The sequence below is a fragment of the Maribellus mangrovi genome (assembly GCF_037646455.1).
In the GTDB taxonomy this organism is placed as follows: domain Bacteria; phylum Bacteroidota; class Bacteroidia; order Bacteroidales; family Prolixibacteraceae; genus Draconibacterium; species Draconibacterium mangrovi_A.
This window is the reverse complement of sequence record NZ_JBBIXN010000002.1, coordinates 1,150,705-1,173,778: the sequence shown is the minus strand read 5'-3', so window position 1 is coordinate 1,173,778 and position 23,074 is coordinate 1,150,705. Positions and strand designations below refer to the sequence as shown.

The 23,074-nt window shown below is 40.9% G+C and carries 24 protein-coding genes; 9 read left to right on the top strand and 15 right to left on the bottom strand.

Features of this window, described 5'->3' with window-relative positions; all coding sequences use genetic code 11:
- Nucleotides 1–169 precede the first annotated feature (169 nt).
- From WFY05_RS12855 to WFY05_RS12810, 10 genes are all read right to left on the bottom strand, one after another.
- Entirely contained in the window at nt 170–1,009 is an 840-nt protein-coding gene (locus WFY05_RS12855) for a mechanosensitive ion channel family protein (protein WP_340113276.1), read from the bottom strand.
- Nucleotides 1,009–1,782, bottom strand: coding sequence for a DUF432 domain-containing protein (locus tag WFY05_RS12850; protein ID WP_340113275.1), 774 nt, complete (start codon nt 1,780–1,782; stop codon nt 1,009–1,011). The genes WFY05_RS12855 and WFY05_RS12850 overlap by 1 nt, the downstream gene beginning before the upstream one ends.
- 121 nt (nt 1,783–1,903) lie before the next feature.
- Nucleotides 1,904–2,404: a DUF4252 domain-containing protein gene (locus WFY05_RS12845; RefSeq protein WP_340113274.1), complete on the bottom strand. Its 501-nt coding sequence runs from the start codon at nt 2,402–2,404 to the stop codon at nt 1,904–1,906.
- A 110-nt stretch (nt 2,405–2,514) separates the two neighbouring features.
- Nucleotides 2,515–3,051: a PG0215 family putative anti-sigma factor gene (locus tag WFY05_RS12840; protein WP_340113273.1), complete on the bottom strand. Its 537-nt coding sequence runs from the start codon at nt 3,049–3,051 to the stop codon at nt 2,515–2,517.
- The gene (locus WFY05_RS12835; protein WP_340113272.1) at nt 3,008–3,574 is read right to left on the bottom strand and encodes a GFO_1088 family ECF-type sigma factor; all 567 of its coding nucleotides are present in this window, start codon (nt 3,572–3,574) and stop codon (nt 3,008–3,010) included. Before WFY05_RS12835 ends, WFY05_RS12840 begins: the two co-directional genes overlap by 44 nt.
- Before the next feature lie 98 nt (nt 3,575–3,672).
- Entirely contained in the window at nt 3,673–4,614 is a 942-nt protein-coding gene (locus WFY05_RS12830; protein WP_340113270.1) for a diacylglycerol/lipid kinase family protein, read from the bottom strand.
- 32 nt (nt 4,615–4,646) lie between these two features.
- Nucleotides 4,647–5,495: an aminotransferase class IV gene (locus tag WFY05_RS12825; RefSeq protein WP_340113269.1), complete on the bottom strand. Its 849-nt coding sequence runs from the start codon at nt 5,493–5,495 to the stop codon at nt 4,647–4,649.
- Nucleotides 5,496–5,498: 3 nt separating this feature from the next.
- A complete protein-coding gene (locus tag WFY05_RS12820; protein WP_340113268.1) occupies nt 5,499–6,110 on the bottom strand; it encodes a rhomboid family intramembrane serine protease in 612 nt (203 codons plus the stop codon).
- Nucleotides 6,110–7,111 carry a DNA polymerase III subunit delta gene (gene holA / locus WFY05_RS12815; protein WP_340113267.1) on the bottom strand — a complete coding sequence of 334 codons (1,002 nt, stop codon included), beginning with the start codon at nt 7,109–7,111 and terminating at the stop codon, nt 6,110–6,112. Before holA ends, WFY05_RS12820 begins: the two co-directional genes overlap by 1 nt.
- A 1-nt stretch (nt 7,112) precedes the next feature.
- Nucleotides 7,113–7,883, bottom strand: a complete 771-nt coding sequence (locus WFY05_RS12810) for an AMP nucleosidase (protein WP_340113266.1) — start codon at nt 7,881–7,883, stop codon at nt 7,113–7,115.
- Between the two features lie 196 nt (nt 7,884–8,079).
- On the opposite strand from WFY05_RS12810, the gene WFY05_RS12805 reads away from it, so the two are divergent.
- On the top strand, nt 8,080–8,523 hold the full coding sequence (locus WFY05_RS12805; protein WP_340113265.1) for a type I restriction enzyme HsdR N-terminal domain-containing protein: 444 nt from the start codon (nt 8,080–8,082) through the stop codon (nt 8,521–8,523).
- On the opposite strand, the gene WFY05_RS12800 is transcribed toward WFY05_RS12805, so the two are convergent.
- The 3 genes from WFY05_RS12800 to recR all read right to left on the bottom strand — a co-directional run bounded on the left by WFY05_RS12800 (nt 8,524) and on the right by recR (nt 11,705).
- The gene (locus WFY05_RS12800; protein WP_340113264.1) at nt 8,524–9,051 is read right to left on the bottom strand and encodes a GNAT family N-acetyltransferase; all 528 of its coding nucleotides are present in this window, start codon (nt 9,049–9,051) and stop codon (nt 8,524–8,526) included.
- Nucleotides 9,044–11,005 (bottom strand): glycosyltransferase, encoded by a 1,962-nt coding sequence (locus tag WFY05_RS12795; RefSeq protein ID WP_340113263.1) that lies wholly within the window; start codon nt 11,003–11,005, stop codon nt 9,044–9,046. Before WFY05_RS12795 ends, WFY05_RS12800 begins: the two co-directional genes overlap by 8 nt.
- A 79-nt stretch (nt 11,006–11,084) precedes the next feature.
- The gene (gene recR / locus WFY05_RS12790; RefSeq protein ID WP_340113262.1) at nt 11,085–11,705 is read right to left on the bottom strand and encodes a recombination mediator RecR; all 621 of its coding nucleotides are present in this window, start codon (nt 11,703–11,705) and stop codon (nt 11,085–11,087) included.
- 115 nt (nt 11,706–11,820) lie between these two features.
- Here recR and WFY05_RS12785 point away from each other — a divergent pair, with 115 nt between their 5' ends.
- Nucleotides 11,821–12,375: a hypothetical protein gene (locus tag WFY05_RS12785; protein ID WP_340113261.1), complete on the top strand. Its 555-nt coding sequence runs from the start codon at nt 11,821–11,823 to the stop codon at nt 12,373–12,375.
- Between the two features lie 43 nt (nt 12,376–12,418).
- Here the strand turns inward: WFY05_RS12785 and WFY05_RS22315 are convergent, their stop codons facing one another.
- The gene (locus WFY05_RS22315) at nt 12,419–14,698 is read right to left on the bottom strand and encodes an NADP-dependent malic enzyme (RefSeq protein WP_340113260.1); all 2,280 of its coding nucleotides are present in this window, start codon (nt 14,696–14,698) and stop codon (nt 12,419–12,421) included.
- Between the two features lie 238 nt (nt 14,699–14,936).
- On the opposite strand from WFY05_RS22315, the gene WFY05_RS12775 reads away from it, so the two are divergent.
- Entirely contained in the window at nt 14,937–15,491 is a 555-nt protein-coding gene (locus tag WFY05_RS12775; RefSeq protein ID WP_340113259.1) for an HdeD family acid-resistance protein, read from the top strand.
- A 19-nt stretch (nt 15,492–15,510) separates the two neighbouring features.
- Here WFY05_RS12775 and WFY05_RS12770 read toward each other — a convergent pair whose 3' ends face one another.
- Nucleotides 15,511–16,377 (bottom strand): helix-turn-helix domain-containing protein, encoded by an 867-nt coding sequence (locus WFY05_RS12770; protein WP_340113257.1) that lies wholly within the window; start codon nt 16,375–16,377, stop codon nt 15,511–15,513.
- A 112-nt stretch (nt 16,378–16,489) separates the two neighbouring features.
- Between WFY05_RS12770 and WFY05_RS12765 the strand changes: the two genes are divergently transcribed.
- From WFY05_RS12765 to WFY05_RS12740, 6 genes are all read left to right on the top strand, one after another.
- Nucleotides 16,490–16,741, top strand: coding sequence for a hypothetical protein (locus tag WFY05_RS12765; RefSeq protein ID WP_340113256.1), 252 nt, complete (start codon nt 16,490–16,492; stop codon nt 16,739–16,741).
- 239 nt (nt 16,742–16,980) lie between these two features.
- A complete protein-coding gene (locus WFY05_RS12760; protein ID WP_340113255.1) occupies nt 16,981–17,169 on the top strand; it encodes a hypothetical protein in 189 nt (62 codons plus the stop codon).
- A 47-nt stretch (nt 17,170–17,216) separates the two neighbouring features.
- Nucleotides 17,217–17,507 (top strand): hypothetical protein, encoded by a 291-nt coding sequence (locus tag WFY05_RS12755; protein WP_340113254.1) that lies wholly within the window; start codon nt 17,217–17,219, stop codon nt 17,505–17,507.
- A 299-nt stretch (nt 17,508–17,806) separates the two neighbouring features.
- Complete coding sequence (locus tag WFY05_RS12750; protein ID WP_340113253.1) at nt 17,807–18,388, top strand: RNA polymerase sigma factor; 582 nt, start codon at nt 17,807–17,809, stop codon at nt 18,386–18,388.
- A 77-nt stretch (nt 18,389–18,465) separates the two neighbouring features.
- Nucleotides 18,466–19,650, top strand: coding sequence for a FecR family protein (locus WFY05_RS12745; protein WP_340113252.1), 1,185 nt, complete (start codon nt 18,466–18,468; stop codon nt 19,648–19,650).
- A 145-nt stretch (nt 19,651–19,795) separates the two neighbouring features.
- Nucleotides 19,796–23,068: a SusC/RagA family TonB-linked outer membrane protein gene (locus tag WFY05_RS12740; RefSeq protein WP_340113251.1), complete on the top strand. Its 3,273-nt coding sequence runs from the start codon at nt 19,796–19,798 to the stop codon at nt 23,066–23,068.
- The last annotated feature ends 6 nt before the right edge of the window (nt 23,069–23,074 follow it).

The following is a 23,074-nucleotide window of genomic DNA, read 5'->3' as shown; positions in this document are numbered from 1 at the left end:
GAGATACTTAAATATAAACAAAACCTTGTTTCTTTTCTAATAAATTATTGTGTTTCTTATGTCGAACTGACGTTAAATAGAAAGCGTCGTATCAGATTCCTGATGCGACGCTTTTTTTTAATAGAACTCTGTAAATCTCAGCGTTTATTTTCTAGTTCTTACAATATATTTATTCGTTATTTTCTTCTTTCGTTACAATCGGAAACGGCTTGGTAACTTCACCCGTATAAAGCGTAACATGCGGGAACGGTATTTCAATTCCTTCAGTATCAAAAGTGGATTTAATGTCCTGGAAAACCGAATTTTTAACTGCCAGGTAATTGGTCTTTTCAAACCAAACACCCAGTAAAATATCGATGCTGCTGTTGCCAAATTCTTTAAAAACGATTAGCGGTTCAGGTTCATCCAGGCAAAGTGGATTTTGTTTGGCTACTTTTTCCAATAGTTCTTTTACCTGCTTTAAATCTTCTTTATAGGCCACACTCACATTAAAATCGAGCCTGCGAATCGGGAACTTGGTCACGTTTGTAAGTTCGGTACTGATGATGGTTTGGTTGGGGATGCGCAACAATAAATTATCAAAGGTTTTGATTTTAATCGACAGCAGATCAATGCTGTAAACCACGCCCGCTTTATCGCCAACTTTAATCACATCGCCAATCTCAAACGATTTTTCCGAAACCAGAAAAAATCCGCTAACAATGTTCCCAATACTGGTTTGTGAGGCTACTCCAATCACTAATCCGATAACTCCTGCCGTTCCGAAAAGTGGTGCAACCGGTATTTTCAGTTCGGCAATAATTACGGCTGCCAGTGTCAGGTAACCGGTGTAGTTGATCGCCCTGCTGATGATCATTTGCCGTTGTTTTGAAAGTGATTTAGGGAGCAGGCGCTTTACAAGATAAGAAATCCCGTGAATGAGAATTAAACCAATTACAAGAATGATCGCTGCAATGATCAAACGTTCGAGGTTTTCTTCATTAAAATATTTCGACCAGTCAAATTGCATTATTCTGTGCGGTTATAAATGTTTCTGATAAAATGAAAATTAGCTTTTAACAGGCTTTTGGTATCGTTGCTACGTGCCTTGGTCAGGAGTACAGCATTTTCGCCATGATATAATTTTGAGGTTCCGTAATTTACCGAACTAATAGTGTCCTGGCCTTTGTATTCCAATTTCACAACGCTGGTTACAATTTTTGTGTCATTCTTAAAAAGCGTCATATTATCGGCTTTAATGATCAGGCGTTGAATTTCGAGTTGTTGTTCCCAGTCGTTGAAAATAGTAACCGGGCAAACGGCTTCCACCTCAGTTGATCTTATTTCATTAAATTCAAGCTGATAACCGCTTCCCAGCGCAAATGCAGCCACTCCGTTGTCGGGTTCGCCAAACCAGGTATCGGAAAGTCGGCTCGATGAAATTTCTTTTAGCAGGTTCTCGTCCTGGATTTTTGAAAAATAAAGCTGAAGAATCAGTGGAATTTTGACAAAGAAAGTTAAACGTTGATGCGGAGCGATAAGCATTTTATTGCCTTTAAAAACCAGTGGCTTATGTTGTAGTGCCGGCGCGATGACCAGGCTGTTTGATTTACCCGAATGAAAATATTCTCCTTCACTGATCGCTTCTTTATCGACTTCATTAATATCGGTGCAATCTTCGAATACTTTTACAAACCAGCCTTCTTTTTCGCGCTTCACACCCAAAACAAAATCGTTGCAGATGAACAGTTCGGCTTCGCCCGGTTGAATGGTTCGCTTTTTAAATAATGAGTTGTTTTCCATATTAAATATTGAAAACTAAATGTACAAAATTTTGGAATTGTTGGAAATGGGCACAAAAAAAATCCGGGACACTGCCCGGATTCGTTTACGTTGAATTGATGTATCTCTATCGGTGACCCGTTTATTCCAGGTCACCTACCTCGATGTCGAGTGCTTTGGTGATCTTTCCGATCTGTTGCGGATCGATCATTCCGCGGATGCTGATCAAGGCATTATCGTCTCCACCAACAACCAGCAGCAGATCTGATAATTTTCCATTGCCGGCATCTTTGGCCAGGAAACGAACCACTTCATCGTCCTCGGTTACTTCCATCAACACTTCAAAATCGTTGTTTTTGAAAAAGCCATCAGCTTCCAGTTCTTTGTAAAAATCAATCGATCCGTTCAGTTCATCGTCTTCGACGGTAAGTACACGAATGCCGTTTAAGCTCGACAGCATTTCCTGAGTTCCTTTATCACCGGTTTCGATTTCGGCGGCAAATCCAAGCAGTTTCCCCGAAATATTAACGGTTGTAAATCCCTTTTGGTTGGCGTATTTCTCAAACAGTTTATCAACCGGGTCTTTCTGTGCGAACACTGCCATGGGCAGCAAAATCGCTAAAATGATCACTAACTTTTTCATCTCATTATTATTTTAATTTTTTGTTGCACTTAATTTCGTTCAACTCTGTGATAAACGTTTCATGTTGCATGCTCACTGATCCTTTTATCTGAGTTGTCTCTACTTTTTATTTATTGTTGTTCTTCTTCAATTTTCTGCAAACCTTCGTAGAATTCCCTCACCGGAGCAGTACCTTTTTGTATCGGTTTTTTGGCTACTCTCAATTTGTCGAAATTGCTTAACTCGGCCAGTCCCTGGCTGTATTTACCCGATACATATTGTAAGGTCTCTTTTGCGTAGGCATAAGCCTGTTCCGGATCGTCGAAAGTATCGTTGTAAGGTTTTTGCTGTTCCTGGTAAAAGAGGAAGCCTCCAAGTACAATGATCACCGAAGCTGCTACACCGGTTACAATTCTCCACATCGAACGGTAATGTGTTTTTTCGCGGTGTTCGTTTTCGAGGATGTAGTCCATTACATCTTCTTCAATGGTCGGATCGTCGGCAATGCCGGCCAGTTCAGCAATTCCTCCAAAAAACTCGGCGTATTCAGCTACCTCGTCAGCTAACTCTCCCGACTGGAAATAAGCTTCCAGTAATCTTTCATCGACGTCGGTACTTTCGCCGTTAAAGTAGCGTTGCAGTAAGTGTTTTACTTCTTCGGTCTTCATCTTCTTTCAATTTTAAAAATTCATCACGCACTTTTTTTCGTGCTCTCGACAGGTTCACCCTAATGGCATTGACTTTTAAGTCGGTAACTTCGGCAATTTCATCGTACGACATTTGCTCAATGTCGCGCAGTTGCATTACCGTGCGTTGCAGGTCGGGCAATTTCAAAATCAGTTTCCTGATCTGTCCGGCCGTTTCGCTTAATTCAACTTTTGAATGAACGTCCACCGTTTGAGCTTTTAGCTTTCTGTCGGTTTCTTCGTCGATGGCAACCACTTTATTAGCCCTTATTACATCGAGGCAGCGATTGCGCGTCATGCGCATGGTAAAGGCCTCCATGTTTTCTATTTCGTCGAGTGTATCGCGTTTTTGCCAGAGTTTCAGAAAAATGTCCTGAACCACGTCGCGCGCCTGTTGCTCATCCTTTAGAAAGTGAGTTGCAAATCGCAGCAACTTTCGGCTTAATGGTAATACACTTGTTTTAAAATCGCGGGCAACCATGCTTTGTTTTTTGCTTCTTTTCAAAGTTAAGACGCAGCTTCGGGAAAAGCATTACATGGTGGGTGAAAATTTTTTGTGATTGATAAAAGTTCTTTGAAAAAAATAGTAAGTAGAAGGTTTAACTAATTGATCTCCCCAACAATTATCTGTAAAGTCTGAGGAAGTATCTCAATTTCAAACTGGCTTGTGCCAAGAGATTCACCATCTACTTCTCCTGCCAGCGGATTTTGCGACTGGATATTTACTTTTTTAGCCTGATAACAGGAAACACGATGGTCTTTGATATAATTTCCATTGTATAATCCGATCAGATTGCGAAGAATACCTCCGAGGCTAATCTTTTTAATGATGGTAACTTCGAACAATCCGTTGTTCGGGATGGCTCCGGGTGCCTGCATCATCCCAGCACCGTTGAATTTGCCGATTCCAAGGCTGGCAGAGAAAATGTAATCTTCAAGTATATTGTCGTCAATCGATAGCTTTACCTTTTCCGTTTTGTATTCAAGGTAAGCCCTGAACACGCTCACCAGGTAGATCCACAATCCGGTGTGTCCTTTTTCTTTTAACTGATTGGCTTTTTGTGCTGTCAGTGCGTCGAAACCAAATCCTGCCATATTCAGAAAATAACGGGTAAAAGTTTCATCATTTTGTGTGTAGGTAATTCTTCCGATATCCTGACGCAAAACTTTTCGTTCGATAATTTTCCGGATAGAACCTTTATAGCTGTTTGGAATTCCAAATGTTCTGATCCAGTCGTTCCCGGTTCCAACGGGAATTACACCAACCGTTATTTCATTTTTGTTGCCTGCGTTACTTTGGAAAATTCCGTTCACTACTTCGTTTATGGTGCCGTCGCCACCGGCAACAATAAATTGTGTTGCTCCCTGTTCATTGGCATTTTGTGCTAAGAGAATGGCGTGTTTTGGATATTCCGAAATGAGTAAATCGTATTGGAAGCCCTTTGTTTTCAGGTGTTTTTCAATTTCATTTTGATCTTGTCGGCCTTTATTGCCTCCGGCATGGGGATTTAAAATGACTGTCCATTTAGATTTGCTTTCGTTCATTGCATTTAGCAAAGTAAGATAGTAAATTTCCTTTATCCTTGAGAGCGTTGTTGGTTTTTCACCTTTTCTTTTAGATAGTGATTGATTTTTTCATGCAATTCAATCAAAACGGATCGTACAAAACGTTTATTCTCGATACCAAGGATCCATTCAACACCGCAAGCTTCGCTGACCAGAAAAGCTTCGTCCAGAACCAATAAAAGGTCTGGTTTGATTTCTGCTGATTCCAGAATTTTGATTTGCATTTTAGCAGCCTGTTCCAACACAATATTTCTCAACACATCTTCGTAACAACCCGATTCAAGGGCCGGGGTAATTAAAACGCCATCTTTTACAAAAAACAAGTTGGCAGCAATAGCTTCCGAAACAAATCCGAATTGATTGCAAATGATGGAATTGTGAAAAGGTGTTTCCCGAAGTTCTTTTTTTACCGCTTCCCAAAACCGTGAATTGTGGCACCGCAAATTGTTGTATAATTGAAGCGAATATTTTTTTGCGGATGAAATGTTGACCAAGAATCCATGTTCAATGAGCGGGAAGTTGAATCCATTGTAATTCTCGGCAGCGACCATAAAGTTGACTTGTTGCTTCGTAATTGAAAACTGAAAAAGTAAATGCCCCGACCGATAGAACTTGTTTTTATTCAGCAGACGCTTGCACAAACGAAACAGCTCACGAAAATTAAGGAAGAGTGGAGGTAGATCAGCTCCAAAAGAATTAAGTTGTTGTTGCAGATTCTCAATGTTTTCGTTTAACAGCGGGATTCCACCAAAACCAAACCATGCTTTTTGCGAGATCAGAATCGGATCGTTCCATAAAAAGCTTTTGAAGTTGGCTTCTTCTTTTGCTACAATATTTCCGTTAACGATCAGGAATTGCATGGTTCAGAGAAATGAAAACAGGTGGTCGATAAAGCGGTCAAACAATTCGGGTTTTAAAAGAATCGGAAAAATAAACCCAAATACAGCTCCAAGGAAATGGGCATCGTGCGCCACGTTGTCTTTTTGTTTTTTACTCATTTGGTACGAATAAAAAAGGTAGCCTGCTGCAAACAAAATTCCAGGAATGGGCAGTATTACAAACAGGTAAAGCGGCTGCCAGGGATCGAAAAAAATAGTAGCAAACAACACTGCTGAAACGGCACCGGATGCTCCAACTGCATTGTAGTAATAATTATTTCTGTTTTTAATAAGACTCCATAGGTTTGACGCCAAAATACCACCAAAATACAACAACACGAAATAGGCATTGGCACCACGTCCAAAATAGTAGCCAAAGTAGGCCTCAATGTTGCGGCCAAAGAAATAAAGTACCAGCATATTCACACCCAGGTGAGCCCAGCCGGCATGAATAAATGCATGCGAAACCAGGCGATAATACTCTTTCCGGTGAATAATTTGCGCCGCATTGAATTGCAGCTTCGAAGCCAGTGCGGGATTCTGAAATCCGAGGTAGGAGATCAAAACGGTAATACCTATAATAAACCAGGTTATCATCAATGTAAAATTTTATAGATCATTTCTTTTTGCAGATCAGCCATGTCCACCATATTGGAGGAGTTGAATCCTTTGCTTTTCATGTCGTACTCGCGCAAAATGCCCATAATTTCATACAGTTTGGTGGGCGAGTAGCGTTTGGCAGCGGTTATATAATCTTTTGCAAAAAAAGGATGCACCCGCAATTCGGCGGCTACGCTGCGTTCCGATTTATCTTTTAAGAAATGATAGGTAAACAACTTTGAAAAATAGAAATACAAACCGGCCACGGTTTTCTGGATGGGATTTAGCGTGGGATTGGCGCCAAAATATTTGATGATCTTGTTGGCTTTCAATACATCTTTCGCACCTAGAGCATTTTGCAGTTCGAGCAGGTTAAAGTCCTTGCTTACCCCAATGTTGCGTTCAATGTGCTCAGGAGTAATCCGGTTCGTATCTTTTACTGCTATAACCAGTTTATTCAGTTCGTTGGCAATTTTGCTGAGTTCGGTACCGAGATAGGCCGTTAAGAGTTGTGCAGCTTGCGGAGTGATGGTGTACTGGCGCTCTTTCAGGTAAGTATCAATCCAACCCGGAACTTGGTTCTCATATAACTTTTTCGATGTGAAAACTAGTCCGTTCTTTTTAATGGCTTTTATTAACTTACCACGTCCGTCGAGCGTTTTGTATTTATAGGCCAACACCAGAATAGTCGAATCCAGCGGCTTTTCCGCATAAGGTGCCAGGTTCTCGATCTTATTCAGACTTTGTGCTTCTTTAACCACAATTACCTGTTTATCGGCCATCATCGGAAAGCGTCTGGCACTTTCAGCAATATTTATCGGATCAGAATCTTTTCCGTAAAAAATGGTTTGATTAAATCCTTTTTCGGCGTCTGTCAGTACATGATCTTCAATGTAATCCGAAATTGCATCAATGTAATAGGATTCATCACCCTGCAACAAATAAATGGGGTGATAGATTCCCTTTTTCAGGTTTTGAAGAACGCTTGTAATCTCCATACTAAAATCTCAGGTGTTTTACAGAAAGTCCATTGTTTTTGATCTCCAGCAGCGCATCGATACCGGCCTGAATGTGTTTTTCTACATATTGCGAAGTTACTTTCTGATCGCTGGCCGAAGTTTTTACACCCGATGAAATCATGGGCTGGTCGGAAACCAGTAATAAAGCTCCGGTAGGAATAGAATTGGTAAAACCTACGGTAAACAAGGTAGCAGTTTCCATATCGATGGCAATGGCACGGGTTTTTTTGAGGTATTTTTTAAACCTGTTATCAAATTCCCAAACCCGCCGGTTGATTGTAGTAACTACGCCCGTCCAATAATCCTGTCCTGAATTACGCAAAATATGCGAGACCGCACGTTGAAGACTAAATGCAGGTAGTGCGGGTATTTCGGGGGGAAGGTAGTCGTCAGACGTACCTTCGCGACGAATGGCAGCTATCGGCAAAATCAAATCACCGAGCTGATTTTTCTTTTTCAACCCACCGCATTTGCCCAGGAAAAGTACACTTTTCGGGTGTATCGAACTTAAGAGGTCCATGATGGTTGCGGCGTTCGGACTTCCCATTCCAAAGTTGATAATGGTAATTCCTTCTGCTGTAGCATTGGGCATATTTCTGTCGCTGCCTTCCACCGGAACCTCAAACTTACGGGCAAATTTGTCGACATAATCCTGAAAATTGGTCAGTAAAATATAAGAGCCTATATCTTCGAGATTTTTGCCGGTATAGCGTGGTAACCAGTTTTCAACAATTTCTTTTTTCGTCCTCATAAACGTGAAATATTTTACCTTTGAACAATTGGAAATAATATAAGTTGAAACGAGCTTTTACATCATCTTGCACACAGGAGAATGACTATGAGCGAGTTCCATGAGTTACCATAAAAATAAACATTTCCAAACGAATGAAAGGTAGACACAAATGTACATTTTTCAGTGTCGTCGGCCAAAATGAGTTAATAAGTTTATGCAGAAACTGAATTTACCCGAATATGATCTCCGAATCAAAACAGAAGGGAACAGAACCTTAATTTTTGATGGAATCCGAAAGAAGTATGTCGCGCTGACGCCGGAGGAATGGGTACGTCAGAATTTTATTCAGTTTTTAAAAATGGAAAAGAAATTTCCGGAGAGCCTGATGGCCGTGGAAAAACAAATTTTGGTAAACGGGAATCCTCGCCGTTTCGATTTATTGATCTATTCGCGAAAGGGGCAGCCACATTTAATTGCTGAATTTAAAGCTCCGAACGTGAAAATTACCCAGGATACTTTTGATCAGGTGGTGCGTTACAACATGGCGCTTAGAGTGGAACAGGTGGTCGTGTCGAACGGAATGCAGCATTTTGCCTGCCAGATCGATTATACCAACAATTCGTATTCTTTTTTACGTGAGATACCGAAATACAAATGATCAGCATAATATTTTCTGATAAAGTTCTTCGTCTTTCCAGCCATACATGGTTTTCAGCCAGTTCTTTTTTACGCCTACCAGCTCAAACCCTGCTTTTTTAAAAAGATGAATACTTTCTTTATTGTCGGAAGCAATATTGGCAAATAGTTGTTTTAAGCCCAGCACTTCGAGTGTATAACCTGCAAGTGCCTGCAACGCATCGGTGGCATATCCGTGTTGGCGGTCTTTGGTGTTGTGGATCAAAATGCCCACTCCGGCCCGCAGGTGGTAAGGCTCAAAATCAAAAAGATCGACAGCTCCTACGGCTTCGTTTGCTTCGTTTTGGATGATCAGCCGCAGTTGTTTGGTTGCGTAAATATCTTTCGCCGACTCGGCAATGTATTCTGCCAGTATGTGTTTCGAAAATGGCGTTTTGGTATCACTTACCTCCCAAATCTCCATGCTGTTCTCCCAATTGTAGAGCAAATCGATATCCTCAGTTTCGAGGGGGCGCAAGCTGATCTTTCCGTGTGTAAGGTATTCATTCATTTCTGTCCAGCTTTTTCAATGCTTTTAGCAGAATCTCTGCATCCGTCAATATAAGATAATCTTTGGCATAAAGCATATTCAATCGCTTTATTTTATTGTTGTCGAGCTTAATATTCGTGAAAAGATCTACAGGATTCAGCAGGCCTGGCTTTAATTCAGGTAAATTCTCGTAAGTACCTTGAACACGGGCATAACCAATTATCGATTTTTTACCGGACAATACCTTCCATGCATTTGAAAAGAAGCTGATTTTTTGTTTATAGAACCAGCAAATTAACGGGCTGATCAACATTAACAGGAGGGCAATTTCAATATCGAAAATACGCTTTTTACGACGGTTTGCTGCTTTTGAGATCGCATTCACATTTACCACGTATAAATCGCCGGCCGTGTGAATGGAATTGCTGCCAATAATGCTCACACTTTCGGGCGGTGCAATTTTATATTCCACATCAAGCTGAGTGAGGTCGAGCATGGCGCGGATGATTTCGGCCGAACTGATATTGTCGGCACAAAAAATGAGTTCGTTTATGCGGTTAATGTTTATAATCTCGGATAACTGATCGATCTGTCCGATGTACTGTTCGTCACTATCTTCAGCATTGAGCGCAATAAATCCGGCCAGTTGAGAATTTAACCGGGTTTCTTCCAATAACTTTTTTACACGATTTGCTTCCTGTGGATGCCCGACAATGGCAATTCGTTTCACCCGGCTGAGATCGAGCCTGAAGCCCGGTAGTTTAAGCCCATGTCCTATAAAGCGAAGGAGAATGATAGTAACACCTGACCACGCTGCACCGAGCAAAATGAGCGCGCGCGAAAAACGGTATTGTTCATCTACGAGCGAATAAATCAGCAAGATAGCGATCAGCCCCCAGAATATTCCCCGTAAAAGTTTGTAAATGCTAAGTGGTTTGCGATAGCCCCCCGATGTGATAATCCCCAGTAAAAAGAAAAGAATGTAAACAGGTACGACAAACTTCATGAATTCGTCGGGATAATATCCGTGGTTGTGAAAGCGCATGTTTTCCCAAACAGGTGTGATCAGTAGGAAGCCGATGAAGATGAGAATGGCATCGAGCGCGGGAATTATTGCTCTGGAAAATACCCTCTTGCAGATTGAAAGGAAAGCACGAAAGTAAATGGCCAGGTGAATAAACAAGGCAAAAATGCCGGCTTTACGCGCGCTAAAATGCTTTTTCGCAAAAATAACCATGGCGTTGTAAAACACCTTTACATAATTCAAAGAACCTTTTTTGGTGCTTTCACCTTTGTAGTGAATAATGGTCGTTTCGGGGAAATAGTAGTTTTTATAACCTCCTTTTTGGATGCGGTACGACAAGTCGATGTCTTCGCCATACATAAAAAAACTTTCGTCGAGAAGTCCGACTTTATCCAGCGTTTCTTTTCGGATAAGCATAAAAGCGCCTGCCAGCACGTCAACATCGTGAATTTCGTTTTGGTTCAGGTAGGAGAGGTGATACTTCCCAAACACTTTGGATTTTGGAAAGAGGGCTGACAAACCGAACATCTTAAAAAAAGCTACCCACGGTGTTGGCAATCCTCTTTTCGATTCTGGAAGAAAACGTCCCCGGCCATCGATCATTTTTACGCCCAGTCCACCGGCCTCGGGGTGTAGGTTCATAAATGTAATTACCTTTTCAAAAGTATCTTCCTCGACTACTGTATCGGGGTTAAGCAGCAAAACGTACTTTCCTTTCGCAAGTTTAATCGCCTGGTTATTGGCCTTCGAAAAACCTACATTTTTCGCGTTCTCGATAAGATGAACCTCAGGAAATTTTTCGCGGAGAAGTTGCGTGGAACCGTCCACTGAATTATTGTCGACAACAAAAATTTCTGCAGCCACATTTTTAGTGGCCTTTTGCACCGCATGCAGGCACTGTTCGAGAAAATGTTTGACGTTGTAATTTACAATAATTACGGATAGATCCATAGTCAGCAAAAGCTAAGATGTTCAAATGTAGGCAATACTTTTGGATAACGGAAAAAACATGATAATGTGATAAGGAATCTTATTTTCCCACCGAACTTTCATAAGGAACACGGTTGAGCAAGGAACGCCCCAGCGTGATCTCATCAGTATATTCCAGTTCGTCGCCAATAGAAACGCCACGCGCCAGTGTCGATATTTTTACCTCGAAATCTTTGAGTTTACGGTAAATGTAAAAGTTGGTTGTATCGCCTTCCATGGTGGTCGAAAGCGCCAGTATAACTTCTATGATTTCACCTTCACCAATACGATTAATCAGCGATTCAATTTCGAGTTCGGCAGGTCCAATGCCATCCATCGGCGAAATTATTCCTCCAAGAACATGATAAAGCCCGTTGTACTGCTGGGTATTTTCAATCGACATTACATCACGTATGTTCTCCACAACACAAATAACACTTTTATTTCGCGAGGAGTTGGAGCAGATCTGGCAGACATCGGTATCGGAAATGTTGTAGCATACCTGGCAGTGCTTGATCTCATTTCGTAGTTCAATTAGGCTATTCCCAAAGGTTGTTACCTGTTCCTTATCTTGTCGCAAAAGGTGCAGTACCAAACGAAGGGCGCTTTTTCGTCCGATTCCCGGGAGTTTTGAAAATTCATTCACGGCGTTCTCCAACAAACGCGACGGATATTTTTCCATGTTCATGTTTCAAAAATAGATTGAAAAAAATGAAATTCCAGTTTATACGCTACTTCTTTAACAAATCAGTAAGCATTTTTACGTATATTGGAACATAATATTCAATTTTGAAAGTATGAAGTCACTGATAGTATTCCTGTTTGTTTTATTAATAAGTACAATGTCGTTTGCTCAGGTAGCCGATACCACGCAGGTTCAGGAGGAGATGCAAAAGCCCAAACTCGATAGAAGTAAAATGTATTACGGTGGGTATGTAACCTTGAATTTTAGTCGGGATTATAGTGTAATTGGTGCACAACCCATGGTGGCCTATAAGCTCACCCCAAAACTGTCGACCGGCGTACAAGCTACTTACGAGTACATTAATTACAAAAATAACTCGGATTACAGCGGCTCGAATTACGGAGCAAGTGTGTTTAGCCGATATCGGGTGACGCCGCGTTTGTATGCACATGCCGAATTTCAGTTAATGAGTTACAAATGGCTTTATTCTGATGGCGATACGCGCAAAACAGCTCCAATGCTTTACCTGGGAGGTGGATACAGTCAGCCCATTACCAGAAATACCTGGTTGACAGCACAGGTTTTATTTGATGTGTTGAACCACGAAAATTCACCCTACAAAGACTGGGAACCATATTTTAGTGTGGGTGTTGGCGTAGGATTTTAAATGCATAAAGGGCATTCAGTAAGTTACTGAGTGCCCTTTATTTTTATAACTCTTCGCAATTCGACTGAGCATCGATAACGGCTATGGCCGTCATATTTATAATTTCCCTGACGGTGCTGTCGCGCTGAAGAATATGGATCGGTTTTTTCATTCCCATCAATATCGGGCCTACGGCCTCTGCCGGTCCGAGTGACTGTAAGATCTTATAGGTGATATTTCCCGAACTCAGGTTAGGGAAGATCAGTACGTTGGCGTCTTCGTCGCCCAGTTTGTTAAACGGGTAACGGGAATATCGGAGCTTCCCGTTCAAAGCATAATTGGCTTGCATTTCGCCGTCCACTTTCAAATCTGGATATTTTTCGTGGAGCATACGCACTGCTTCTTTTACACGTATCGGGCTGCCCTCGCCTTTGTAGGCACCAAAATTGGAATACGAGAGCATGGCAATTTTGGGTTCAATGTTCAGGCACTGTACTTCGGCTGCAGTAAGAATGGTGGTATCGGCCAGTACCTGGGCCGATGGATTCATATTAACCGTTGTGTCCGAAAGGAACAGCGGACCACGTTTGGTCAGCATGATGTACATCCCGGCAATGTGATTGAACTTTTCTTTTACGCCGATCACTTGCAGCGCCGGGCGGATCGTTGATGAGTATTTTCGCGAGAAACCGGAGATAAATGCATCTGCTTCGCCGGTTTCAACCATCATCGAACCAAAATAATCACGGTTATACATTTTCTCAACGCACTCGTTATAAGTCATGCCTTTGCGCTTGCGTTTTTCATAAAGCACCTGTGCGAACTCATGTCGCTTTTCGTCGCTAACTGATTCGTAAAGATCAATCACCGGAACATTTTCAATATCCAGCTGATTTTCCTGAATTAGCGCATCAATTTTTGCCTTGTTCCCGATAAGAATCGGTTTGGCAATTCCTTCACGAAGAACAAACTGCACGGCTTTAAGAATGCGGTAACTGTTAGCCTCGGCAAATACAATCCGTTTCGGATCCTGTTTGGCTTTATTGCGGATGGCCATGATCAGTTTATTGTCGATGCCTAAGCGGTTTCGAAGTTCCTGTTCGTAGGCCGTCCAGCTTTTTACCGGTTTTCGTGCCACGCCGGTTTCCATGGCGGCGTGGGCAACGGCGGTCGACACCGTAGTTATTAGTCGAGGATCGAGTGGTTTGGGAATAATATAATCTTTTCCGAAGGTGATATTTTGCACATTGTAGGCCCGGGCTACCATTTCCGGAACATAATCTTTCGCGAGTTTTGCCAGCGCTTTTGCAGCAGCTATTTTCATCTCTTCGTTGATGGTTGTTGCCCGAACATCGAGCGCACCCCGAAAGATAAAGGGAAAGCCTAACACATTATTAATCTGATTTGGATAATCGCTTCGGCCAGTAGCCATAATAATATCATCGCGAGCCGAAGTGGCATCTTCGTAAGTAATCTCAGGATTTGGATTAGCCATGGCAAATACGATCGGATTTTTGGCCATCGATTTGATCATTTTTTTACTTACTACATCGCCGATCGAAAGCCCCAGAAAAACATCGGCGCCTTCCATGGCTTCTTCAAGGGTGTTAATTTTTTGTTTGGTGACAAACTGTTGTTTTATCGGATTTAAGCCGGTGCGTTCCTGGTTCAAAACTCCTTTGCTGTCGAGCATCACAACATTTTCAGGTTTTACGCCCATGCTTATGTACAGCTTTATACATGAAACAGCAGCTGCACCGGCGCCATTTACAACCACTTTAATGTCTTCTATTTTTTTATAGATAAGTTCCAGAGCATTTAATAACCCTGCAGCCGAAATGATTGCTGTTCCATGCTGGTCGTCGTGAAATACCGGGATGTTCAGTTCTTTCTTTAAGGTTTCCTCAATTTCGAAACATTCCGGAGCTTTTATGTCTTCAAGATTAATCCCTCCAAAAGTAGGTGCAATGGCTTTAACAACTTCAATGAGTTTTTTGGGATCTTTTTCGTTCACTTCAATGTCGAAAACATCAACATCGGCAAAAATCTTGAACAACAAACCTTTTCCTTCCATTACCGGTTTTCCGGCTTCAGGTCCAATGTCGCCAAGGCCAAGTACAGCAGTTCCGTTTGAAACCACGGCAACCAGGTTGCCTTTGGCCGTGTATTTATAAGCATTGTCAATGTTCTTTTCGATTTCGAGGCAGGGCTGTGCTACTCCTGGCGTATAAGCCAGTGAAAGATCGTATTGTGTATTATGTGGTTTGGTTGGCACGACTTCTATTTTTCCCGGCCGGTCTTTTTGATGGTAATTGAGGGCATCGACTCTTCTCAGTTTAGGCATGACAATAAATTTTTGGTTCCTTTCAAATTTAACGAGAAATAATGGGCAAATGTTAAGATAAATATCAGGTGAAAAATATTTTTATAACACATTATTTTGTTTTTATTAAATCCGGATGGAAATCAGTTTACGGTTAGAACAATAAATGATTCTATATTTAAAAGTTTTAGTCTCATGTTATTGCACGGAAGGCGAATTTTTATGTAAATTGAAAACCTAACTTAAAAACAGGCAACTCATGAATGCAGCAAATCCAGGCAATATAAACAAACAATATTGGTGGATCCCTTTAATTTCGGGATTAACACTCTTATTTTTTGGTATTTGGTTTTTACTGGCTCCGCTCGACAGTTTTAAGTCGCTGACCATTGTGTTTGGACTTATCATATCATTAAGTGGTGCGATTGAAATGTACATTGCCCTAAAGAATCGGAAAGTGGTGATAAATTATTTGTCGTTTTTGTGGGGTGGCCTGCTTAATGTAATTCTTGGGATTTTGCTCATGTTAAATCCCGAAGCCATCTTATGGATCATCAGCCTCGTCATTGGTTTTTGGATGATCTTTAAAGGGGGTGAACTCATCAAAAGAGCATTCCAGCTAAAAAAGAGCAATAGCACACACTGGAAACGTGTTCTTGTTTTTGGAATTTTACTGATTGTGGTTGCTGCAATTCTTTTGTGGCACCCCGAGATCATCGGATTTACCATTGCAATTTGGACATCTCTGGCATTTATTCTTATTGGCGTATTCCGGATTTATCTGGCGTTGCAGTTCCGAAAGATGAATGATTAAGCGTGTGACCGAACTATTGCTAGATGGTACCGGAAAGAAATTCGTTAAAATTTCCACTGATAAAAGTTGCTTTCAGATCAGGGTGAGCTTCCATAGTTTTCTCCCAGACTACCTGCATGCCCATTTCCCTAAAACGCTGGACTTTTAACTTCTGAAAGGTAATGCCGGCAAATATGTATGCTTCGGGTGCCTGCATTTTAAAGTACGATAGCATCCGATTTACCAGGTAATATGAATTGTCCAGGGAATTGGAATAGATGGAATAAAAGTAAAATACCTCGGGATTTTCGTCCTTAAACCGAGTCAGGTCGTTAACATTTAGCTCGTTCTCTTTCATTTTTCGGTCGCGTATTTTTTCGTAGACTTCAAATTTTAATGGGAATATCGAAACATGTCCGCCATGGTACCCTGATTGTTCCCGTATCAACAGGTTCAAATCGGGTAATAAACGGGCGGCGGTTTTTAATACTTCGAGAGGAAGTGGAGAACAATTCTTCTGATTTTTTTGAATATAGCTGATAAACTCAAAATCTTTATCGTAGGAAATCGTCTCGATTCGAGTGGTGTGGTATTCTTCTTCAGCAATAAAATCTTTCGAGTGTCTTACCATACTCGACAAAAGTGTGAGCGAATACCCCCATCGCTCAAAATCGAAATAAACTGGAATGGGTTGCTCGGTATTCAGGTTGCGGATCACCTGGTGTGGAATTCCCATGTTTTCGATCAGTATTTTTTCCTTCTCTCCTTTTATCAGGCTTTCGTTTTTTTCCCACCTGATTACGGTTCGTACATCAACATCAATCATTGCAGCAAGATCTATCTGCGTTATCCCGCGGTGGTTGCGGTAATCAAGAAGGAATTCACCTAATGTGTGGTACTTTTTCATGGGTTATTTTAAACATTTAAATATAGTGAAAATAAGAAAATTAACGACCTGACATTTCATGTCATGTACGCATCGGATTACTCCCCTTATTTTTGCCCTCGAAAGTTGATCGATGATGAATATATACAGAGTTTTAGATACATGCCTCGGGGAAGGTGCTCCTGTGAAATGGAGTAAAAAGATGGCCGCAGCCGACATTAAACGTTGGCTGTCGGCTGTCGACCTCGAAGCAGAAGTATTACCTGAAAAAAATGAAGATATGTTGTGTAGGTTGATCGCCTCGCTAAAGGGAGAAGAATTGAGTGTTGAGGAAGAGGCGATCATTTTTGAAATTACGAATGGGTACAGCAGAGAAAACGAGTAAAAACATACCTGGAGATGAAAACAGATATAAAGCAAAATATTAGCCTGGAAGGATTTGCACTTGGGGTATCGTTAACGGCAATGTTGGTTTATGGTGCAGTTCTGACCGTAGTGCTCTTACTCTGAGCCGTTTTGAAACAAAGTTCAGGAACGTGAAAACGGTTAACACAAAACCATAGAAATGGCTCCGGATGAGTTTCCGGGGCCATTAAATAAGAAAAACAATTAAAACAAAATATCATGTCAAAAGGAAAAAACACAGGTGGAATAAAAGAAAACTGGTTAATGGAAGACAACATCAGGGCTTGGCGCGCCGAAGCTGAAAAGAAAAACGGTAAGTCGAAAATGAGCGAGATCGGTAAACAGTATGAACGGGTTCCTCATCCAACCTTGAAGAATACCTACATATTAAAGGAAAAGAAACAGTAAGTAAATAAATACAACGCACACACTTTATAAATTAAAAGAAAGTAGGAATGAAATCGTTAAACTTGAAATATCCCAGGGGTGGCATAAAATGCACGGCGCCCTTCAGTACTAAAAATAAAATGATTGCAGTTCCGCAAATTTCGGGTACAAATCCCGGGTTGGCCATTGCCTTGAGTTTAATTGTTCCGGGTGCCGGACATATGTATATGGGGCGCGTAAATACCGGATTAAAATGGTTTATTGCGGTAATGCTCGGATACAGTTTGTTCATTGTCCCTGGAATTATATTGCACACGCTTTGTATGTATCGAACAAACTTGCACAACACGACGAAGTAGAACTTACATATAGATTGTTGTTTAATGTTTTTTGAAGGGTTTCGGCAGTTTAGCTGGAGCCCTTTTGTTTTGTTATCTGGCTGATGATTCTGACCATTAAATCAGAGCTAAAGAAACACCAGATATGCCTGAATATAAGAGATGGCATTAACCCAGGTATAAAATAATTTTGAGCTGCTTTATAAAAAACTGCTTACGCTTTCAGGATTTAAGGCCTTTCTCAAAAAGTTGGAAAAGTCTTTTGGATTTGTAACTTTACAATCAATAGACTAAGACTAATCAATCTAAACTGTAGTATTTTGAACCATCGTATCGACGCGGAATACTGGCAACTTATATGGACTAATTTCAAGGCAGGCGATCAGAATGCCTTTAAAACCATATACAACGAATTTGTTGATGCGCTTTTTTCATACGGTTCAAAAATCTCATCCGATCGCGACCTGGTAAAAGATGCCATTCAGGATCTTTTCATCGATGTTTATACCTACGGGAATAAACTGCGTAAACCCGAATCGCTCGAATTTTACCTGTACAAATCGTTAAAACGAATTCTGATTCACAAACTGACTGAAAGACACAAATTTTCATCGGTTCATGAGATCAAGGATATATTTGATCTTAAATTTTCAATCGAAGAGGATCTTGCCGATGATTATTGCGAAGGACAGATAAAAAAAATTAAGGATGAAATCGAGCAATTGACTCCCAAAAAACGTGAGATTCTTTTCCTTAAATTTAATTCCGGGCTCACCTATAAAGAAATTGGTAAACTGTTGGAAATCAATCCCGATTCTGCCAAAAAGCAAGTCTACCGAATCCTTGATACATTGCGTAAAAAGCTAAGCAACGATGTAATTGTTTTGTTTACAATATGTTGAAGAGCATAATTGTTTTTTGAAAAAATGTGTCCCCTTTTTCAATTCCCTACCTCTTATACTAAAACAGAGCCCGGCTTATGAATATATATCATCAACTAATAGAGAACCCATTATTTTTCAAATGGATTTATCAGCCATCCCCAGAAATCAATACTTATTGGACCCATTTTCTGGAACAACATCCCGACGATGCAAAAGTTATCCGCGAATTTAAAGCCGGTTTTCAAAAACATCTCAGGTACAAACAGCATATACTTTCTGAAGGTGAGAAGAAAGAGCTGGCCCTGAAGATCCTTAAACAGCTCGAATTAAAAGACAAGCAAAGCAGAAAGGGAAGAGTAGTTAAATTGATGATGCGGTATGCAGCAGTTGCTATTGTTTTTCTACTAATTGGTGCAGGATTAAGCTATTATTTTTACGACCAGTCTGAACGGTTTTCTGAATTATCAGCACCGGTAAATCCCAATATTCAGATCCCTACACTGATACTGGACGACAAGGAAGAGATTGCCTTAAATCCGGGAGAGTCGAACCTGCAATATTCCGAAAAAGGAGAAATTACAGTAGATGATAAACAAATTACCAAAGAAGAACCACGCGAAGAAGTGAAGACCAATACGTTGGTAATTCCTTACGGCAACCGATCGAACATTACTCTTGCCGACGGGACAAAGGTGTGGTTGAATGCCGGAAGCCGTTTAATTTATCCGTCGAGATTTGTAGATCGCGAGCGGGAAGTTTTCCTGGTCGGTGAAGCCTATTTCGATGTGGCCAAAAATGCGGAACAGCCTTTTGTTGTTCGAACCCCCGATATTGAGGTGGAAGTTTTAGGAACACAATTTAATATCTCGGCCTATCCTGAAGAGAATGTTGTACAAACCGTTCTTACCGAAGGTAGTATTGAGTTGGCGTGGACAAACAGCAGCATTTTCGATCAAAAAATGAAAGTTGTTCCCGGCCAGTTGGTGGTAGCCAACAAAGCAGAAAAAGAAACAAAAGTATATACCGTAAACACCAACTACTACACAAGTTGGAAGGAAGGCTACTTAACGTTCTCGAACAGCGATCTGAACCGCGTTGTAAAAAAGTTGGAACGCTACTATAACATTCATTTCCGCTACGAAGATCCGCTGGATGGAATGATGAAAATTTCGGGGAAACTGGATGTGAGCAACAGTAAAGACGAAGTCTTTAAATACATGAGCTCGTTAACAGGATTAAATTTTACAAAAATCAATGAAACCTACTATATGATAAACTAAAAAAAAGCCGGTATATGCGGCAACATAAACCGGCTTAACCAATACCATCTATCAACAGTATTAATTTAAACATTGTAAACTTATGAAAAAAAATTGGTTACGTGATTCCCTTGACCCGGGAATCCTAATGAAAATTAGTAGAACTATGCGCCTAACTATTATCTTGATCTTTGGAGTCATGTTCACGGTAAGTGCAAATGAGTCCTACTCTCAAGCCAAACGAATGGATGTACAGTTGAGCAACAGTACAATTACTGAGGTGTTCAAATACATCGAACAAAACAGTGAATTTATCTTTTTGTACCGCGAAAATGATGTGGATAAATCACAAATTGTAAATGTCGATTTACAAAACGCAAGTATTAACGAAGTACTCGAATCCGTGCTCGCTGATCAGAACTTATCCTATGAAATTTACGATCGGCAAATCGTAATCACAAAAGGAGACAGTGATGCCGCAGCGCAACAAACCGAGAAAACAATTACCGGGGTGGTTACTGATATTACAGGAGCACCCATGCCTGGGGTTACCGTAGTTGTGGAAGGTATGACCATTGGTACAATTACAAATTCCGATGGTACTTTTACATTAAATATACCTGAAGAAGCCGCAGAATTACATTTCTCCTTTGTTGGAATGAAAACACAAATTATTCCGATTGAAGGAAAAACACATTTTGTTGTTGCCCTGGAAGAGGATGCCATCGGGTTGGACGAGGTAGTTGCTATTGGTTACGGTGTAACAAAACGTAAAAACTTTACCGGTTCAGTGGCTCGGGTTGATATGGAAAATTCACCGATAATGAATAAATCAACTACCGATGCATTTTCATTATTAGACGGTATTACAACCGGTATTAACTTTTCAAAATCGGGTGAAGCAGGAGAAGAAACAGAACTTTTAGTACGTGGTCAGAAATCAATTAATGAGGAAAGTACAGCTCCTTTGTTAGTTGTTGACGGCATCATCTTCTCCGGCAGTATGAATGACATTGATCCTTCAACCGTAGAAAATATCCAGGTGTTAAAAGATGCTACATCCCTGGCCGCTTACGGATCGAAGGCAGCAAATGGTGTTATCATGATTACCCGTAAAAAAGGGATTAAAGGAAAACCGATTATCTCTGTTAGCGCAAATACAGGTTTTTCAAATCCGAATTTTCGTCCCGATATGAGAGATGAGCAGGGGTATATTGAATTGATGAATGCACGTACTGGGGCAACTACCTGGGTATCGGCTCTGGAACAAGCAAACATTGACGCCAATACACCCACCGATTATTACGATATGATCACACGAACCGGAGTTCAACAAAACTATTCTGTAAATGTTTCCGGTGGAGGTAATGCCATGGATTATTTCATCGGTACTTCGTATTTGGATAATAAAAACTTTGTTGTTGGCGACCAGTATAAACGAACAACTTTTTCAGCGAGGATCAACACCCACATTAACGATTATCTTTCGGTAAGTGCCAGTTTTGACAAATCGTTTAACAACTACGATGGTATTGTTCCTAACTACGGTGCTGCGGTAACACTTTCTCCCTGGACCGAACCATATTTGTCTGATGGGAGATGGAGATTATATGTCGACGGTCGGGAAGAAACAACACAGAACCCATTGTGGGATACAAATGTTGGCAGAGATGATGAAGATCGCAGAAACGCTACAATAATTGGCGGTACAGTAGATTTTAAAATCCCCGGCATTGAAGGATTGAGCTACAAACTAACAGGTTCGTACACCACGAACACCAGATTACAACGTGAATTCACTTACGAAACCAACTTTGTAAACCTGGCACTTGGAGAAGCAGGTTATACACCAGAAGCACAGTCTGCCTATCTCGACAGAGCCAATGGATCAATCTCCGAAAATAAAACCACTTCGTGGGTAATCGATAATATTCTGACATATACCAATCAGTTCGACGACCATTTTATTAATGCTACATTGGTATATACACGCGATTCCAGAAAAATGGATTCTTTTGGAATGACCGGTACCGATTTTACAGGAATTGGTAACACTAACCTGGGATTTTATGGATTGTCGAATGCAGTAACTCAGGCGATTGATGAGATTGGATATGAATTGCACAATGACGTTGGTTATCTGGCTCGTGCGAGTTATTCATATAAAGATACTTATCACCTGAATGCATCTTTCCGTCGCGATGGAAGTTCTGTTTTTGGTACCGATAAAAAATGGGGTAATTTCCCTGCTTTTGGTGTAGCCTGGACCATGTCGAACGAAGGATTTTTAAGTACAAACAGTTTAATCGATAACTGGAAGTTAAAAGCTTCGTGGGGTAAAAACGGTAACCAAACCTTGCAGCCTTACGGAACGCTGTCTACTATGGATGTTGGTAGAGGTGGCGGAATTGCTTATTGGTTCGATAATCAGGTAATGTGGGGTCAGAGTCTGGCAACACTTGGTAACAATGAATTGGCATGGGAAACCACAACTTCGTTCAACATTGGTACTGAAATTGATCTTATAGATCGTATTCATCTTGAAGTGGATGGTTATAAGTCGGTTACAACGGACCAGATCTTTAGCAGAACAATTCCTGTTATGGGAGCCGGTATTACAGATCAGATGGCAACCATGGGTAAAGTGGAGAACTGGGGTATCGAGGCCGTAGTAAACACTACAAATATGCAGTCGGGTGATTTCCGTTGGACTTCCGGTTTAACCTTCACAATGAACCGCAACAAGTTGGTTGAGTTATATGGTGGTGACGAAACGGGTGATATTAACGCAGGTTTCTTTATCGGCGAATCATTGTCAGCTATTTATGGTTATGAATGGATTGGTGTTGTTCAGGAAGATGACCTGGATTACATCAATGCAAATAGTGCACACCCCGGAGATGGAAAATTCGCGAATATTGACGGTAGCGAAGATGGTGTAATAACTGTAAACGACAGAAAAATCCTTGGATTCGGTAAGGAAAGTTTCAGAATGAGTTTGCAGAATACATTTACCTGGAAGAACTTCCAGTTGTATGCCTTGTTCAATGGAATTTTCAGCGGTGGCGATTACGGTTATGCCGAAAACAATATCGCTTACCTGTCAACCGATGGTTATCAGTATCATAATATGTTGAATCATCCATTCTGGACACCGGAAAATAAAAGTGATACCTATACTGCTGTAAACTGGAGCGATTCCAAGTTTACCGCCTTACAAAAATATACGTTTGTAAGACTTCAAGAGCTAAATTTATCCTATACGTTTGACAGAGCGACGCTTGATCGAATTAAATTATCAAGTTTGAAAGTATTTGTATCGGGTTCAAACTTATTCTTTTTTGCGCCTGACTGGGAATACAGTGATCCTGAAATCAGAAGTTTCGAGGCAGCGCAGTTGCCAAGAACATTTACTTTAGGTATTAATTTTACACTCTAAACATTT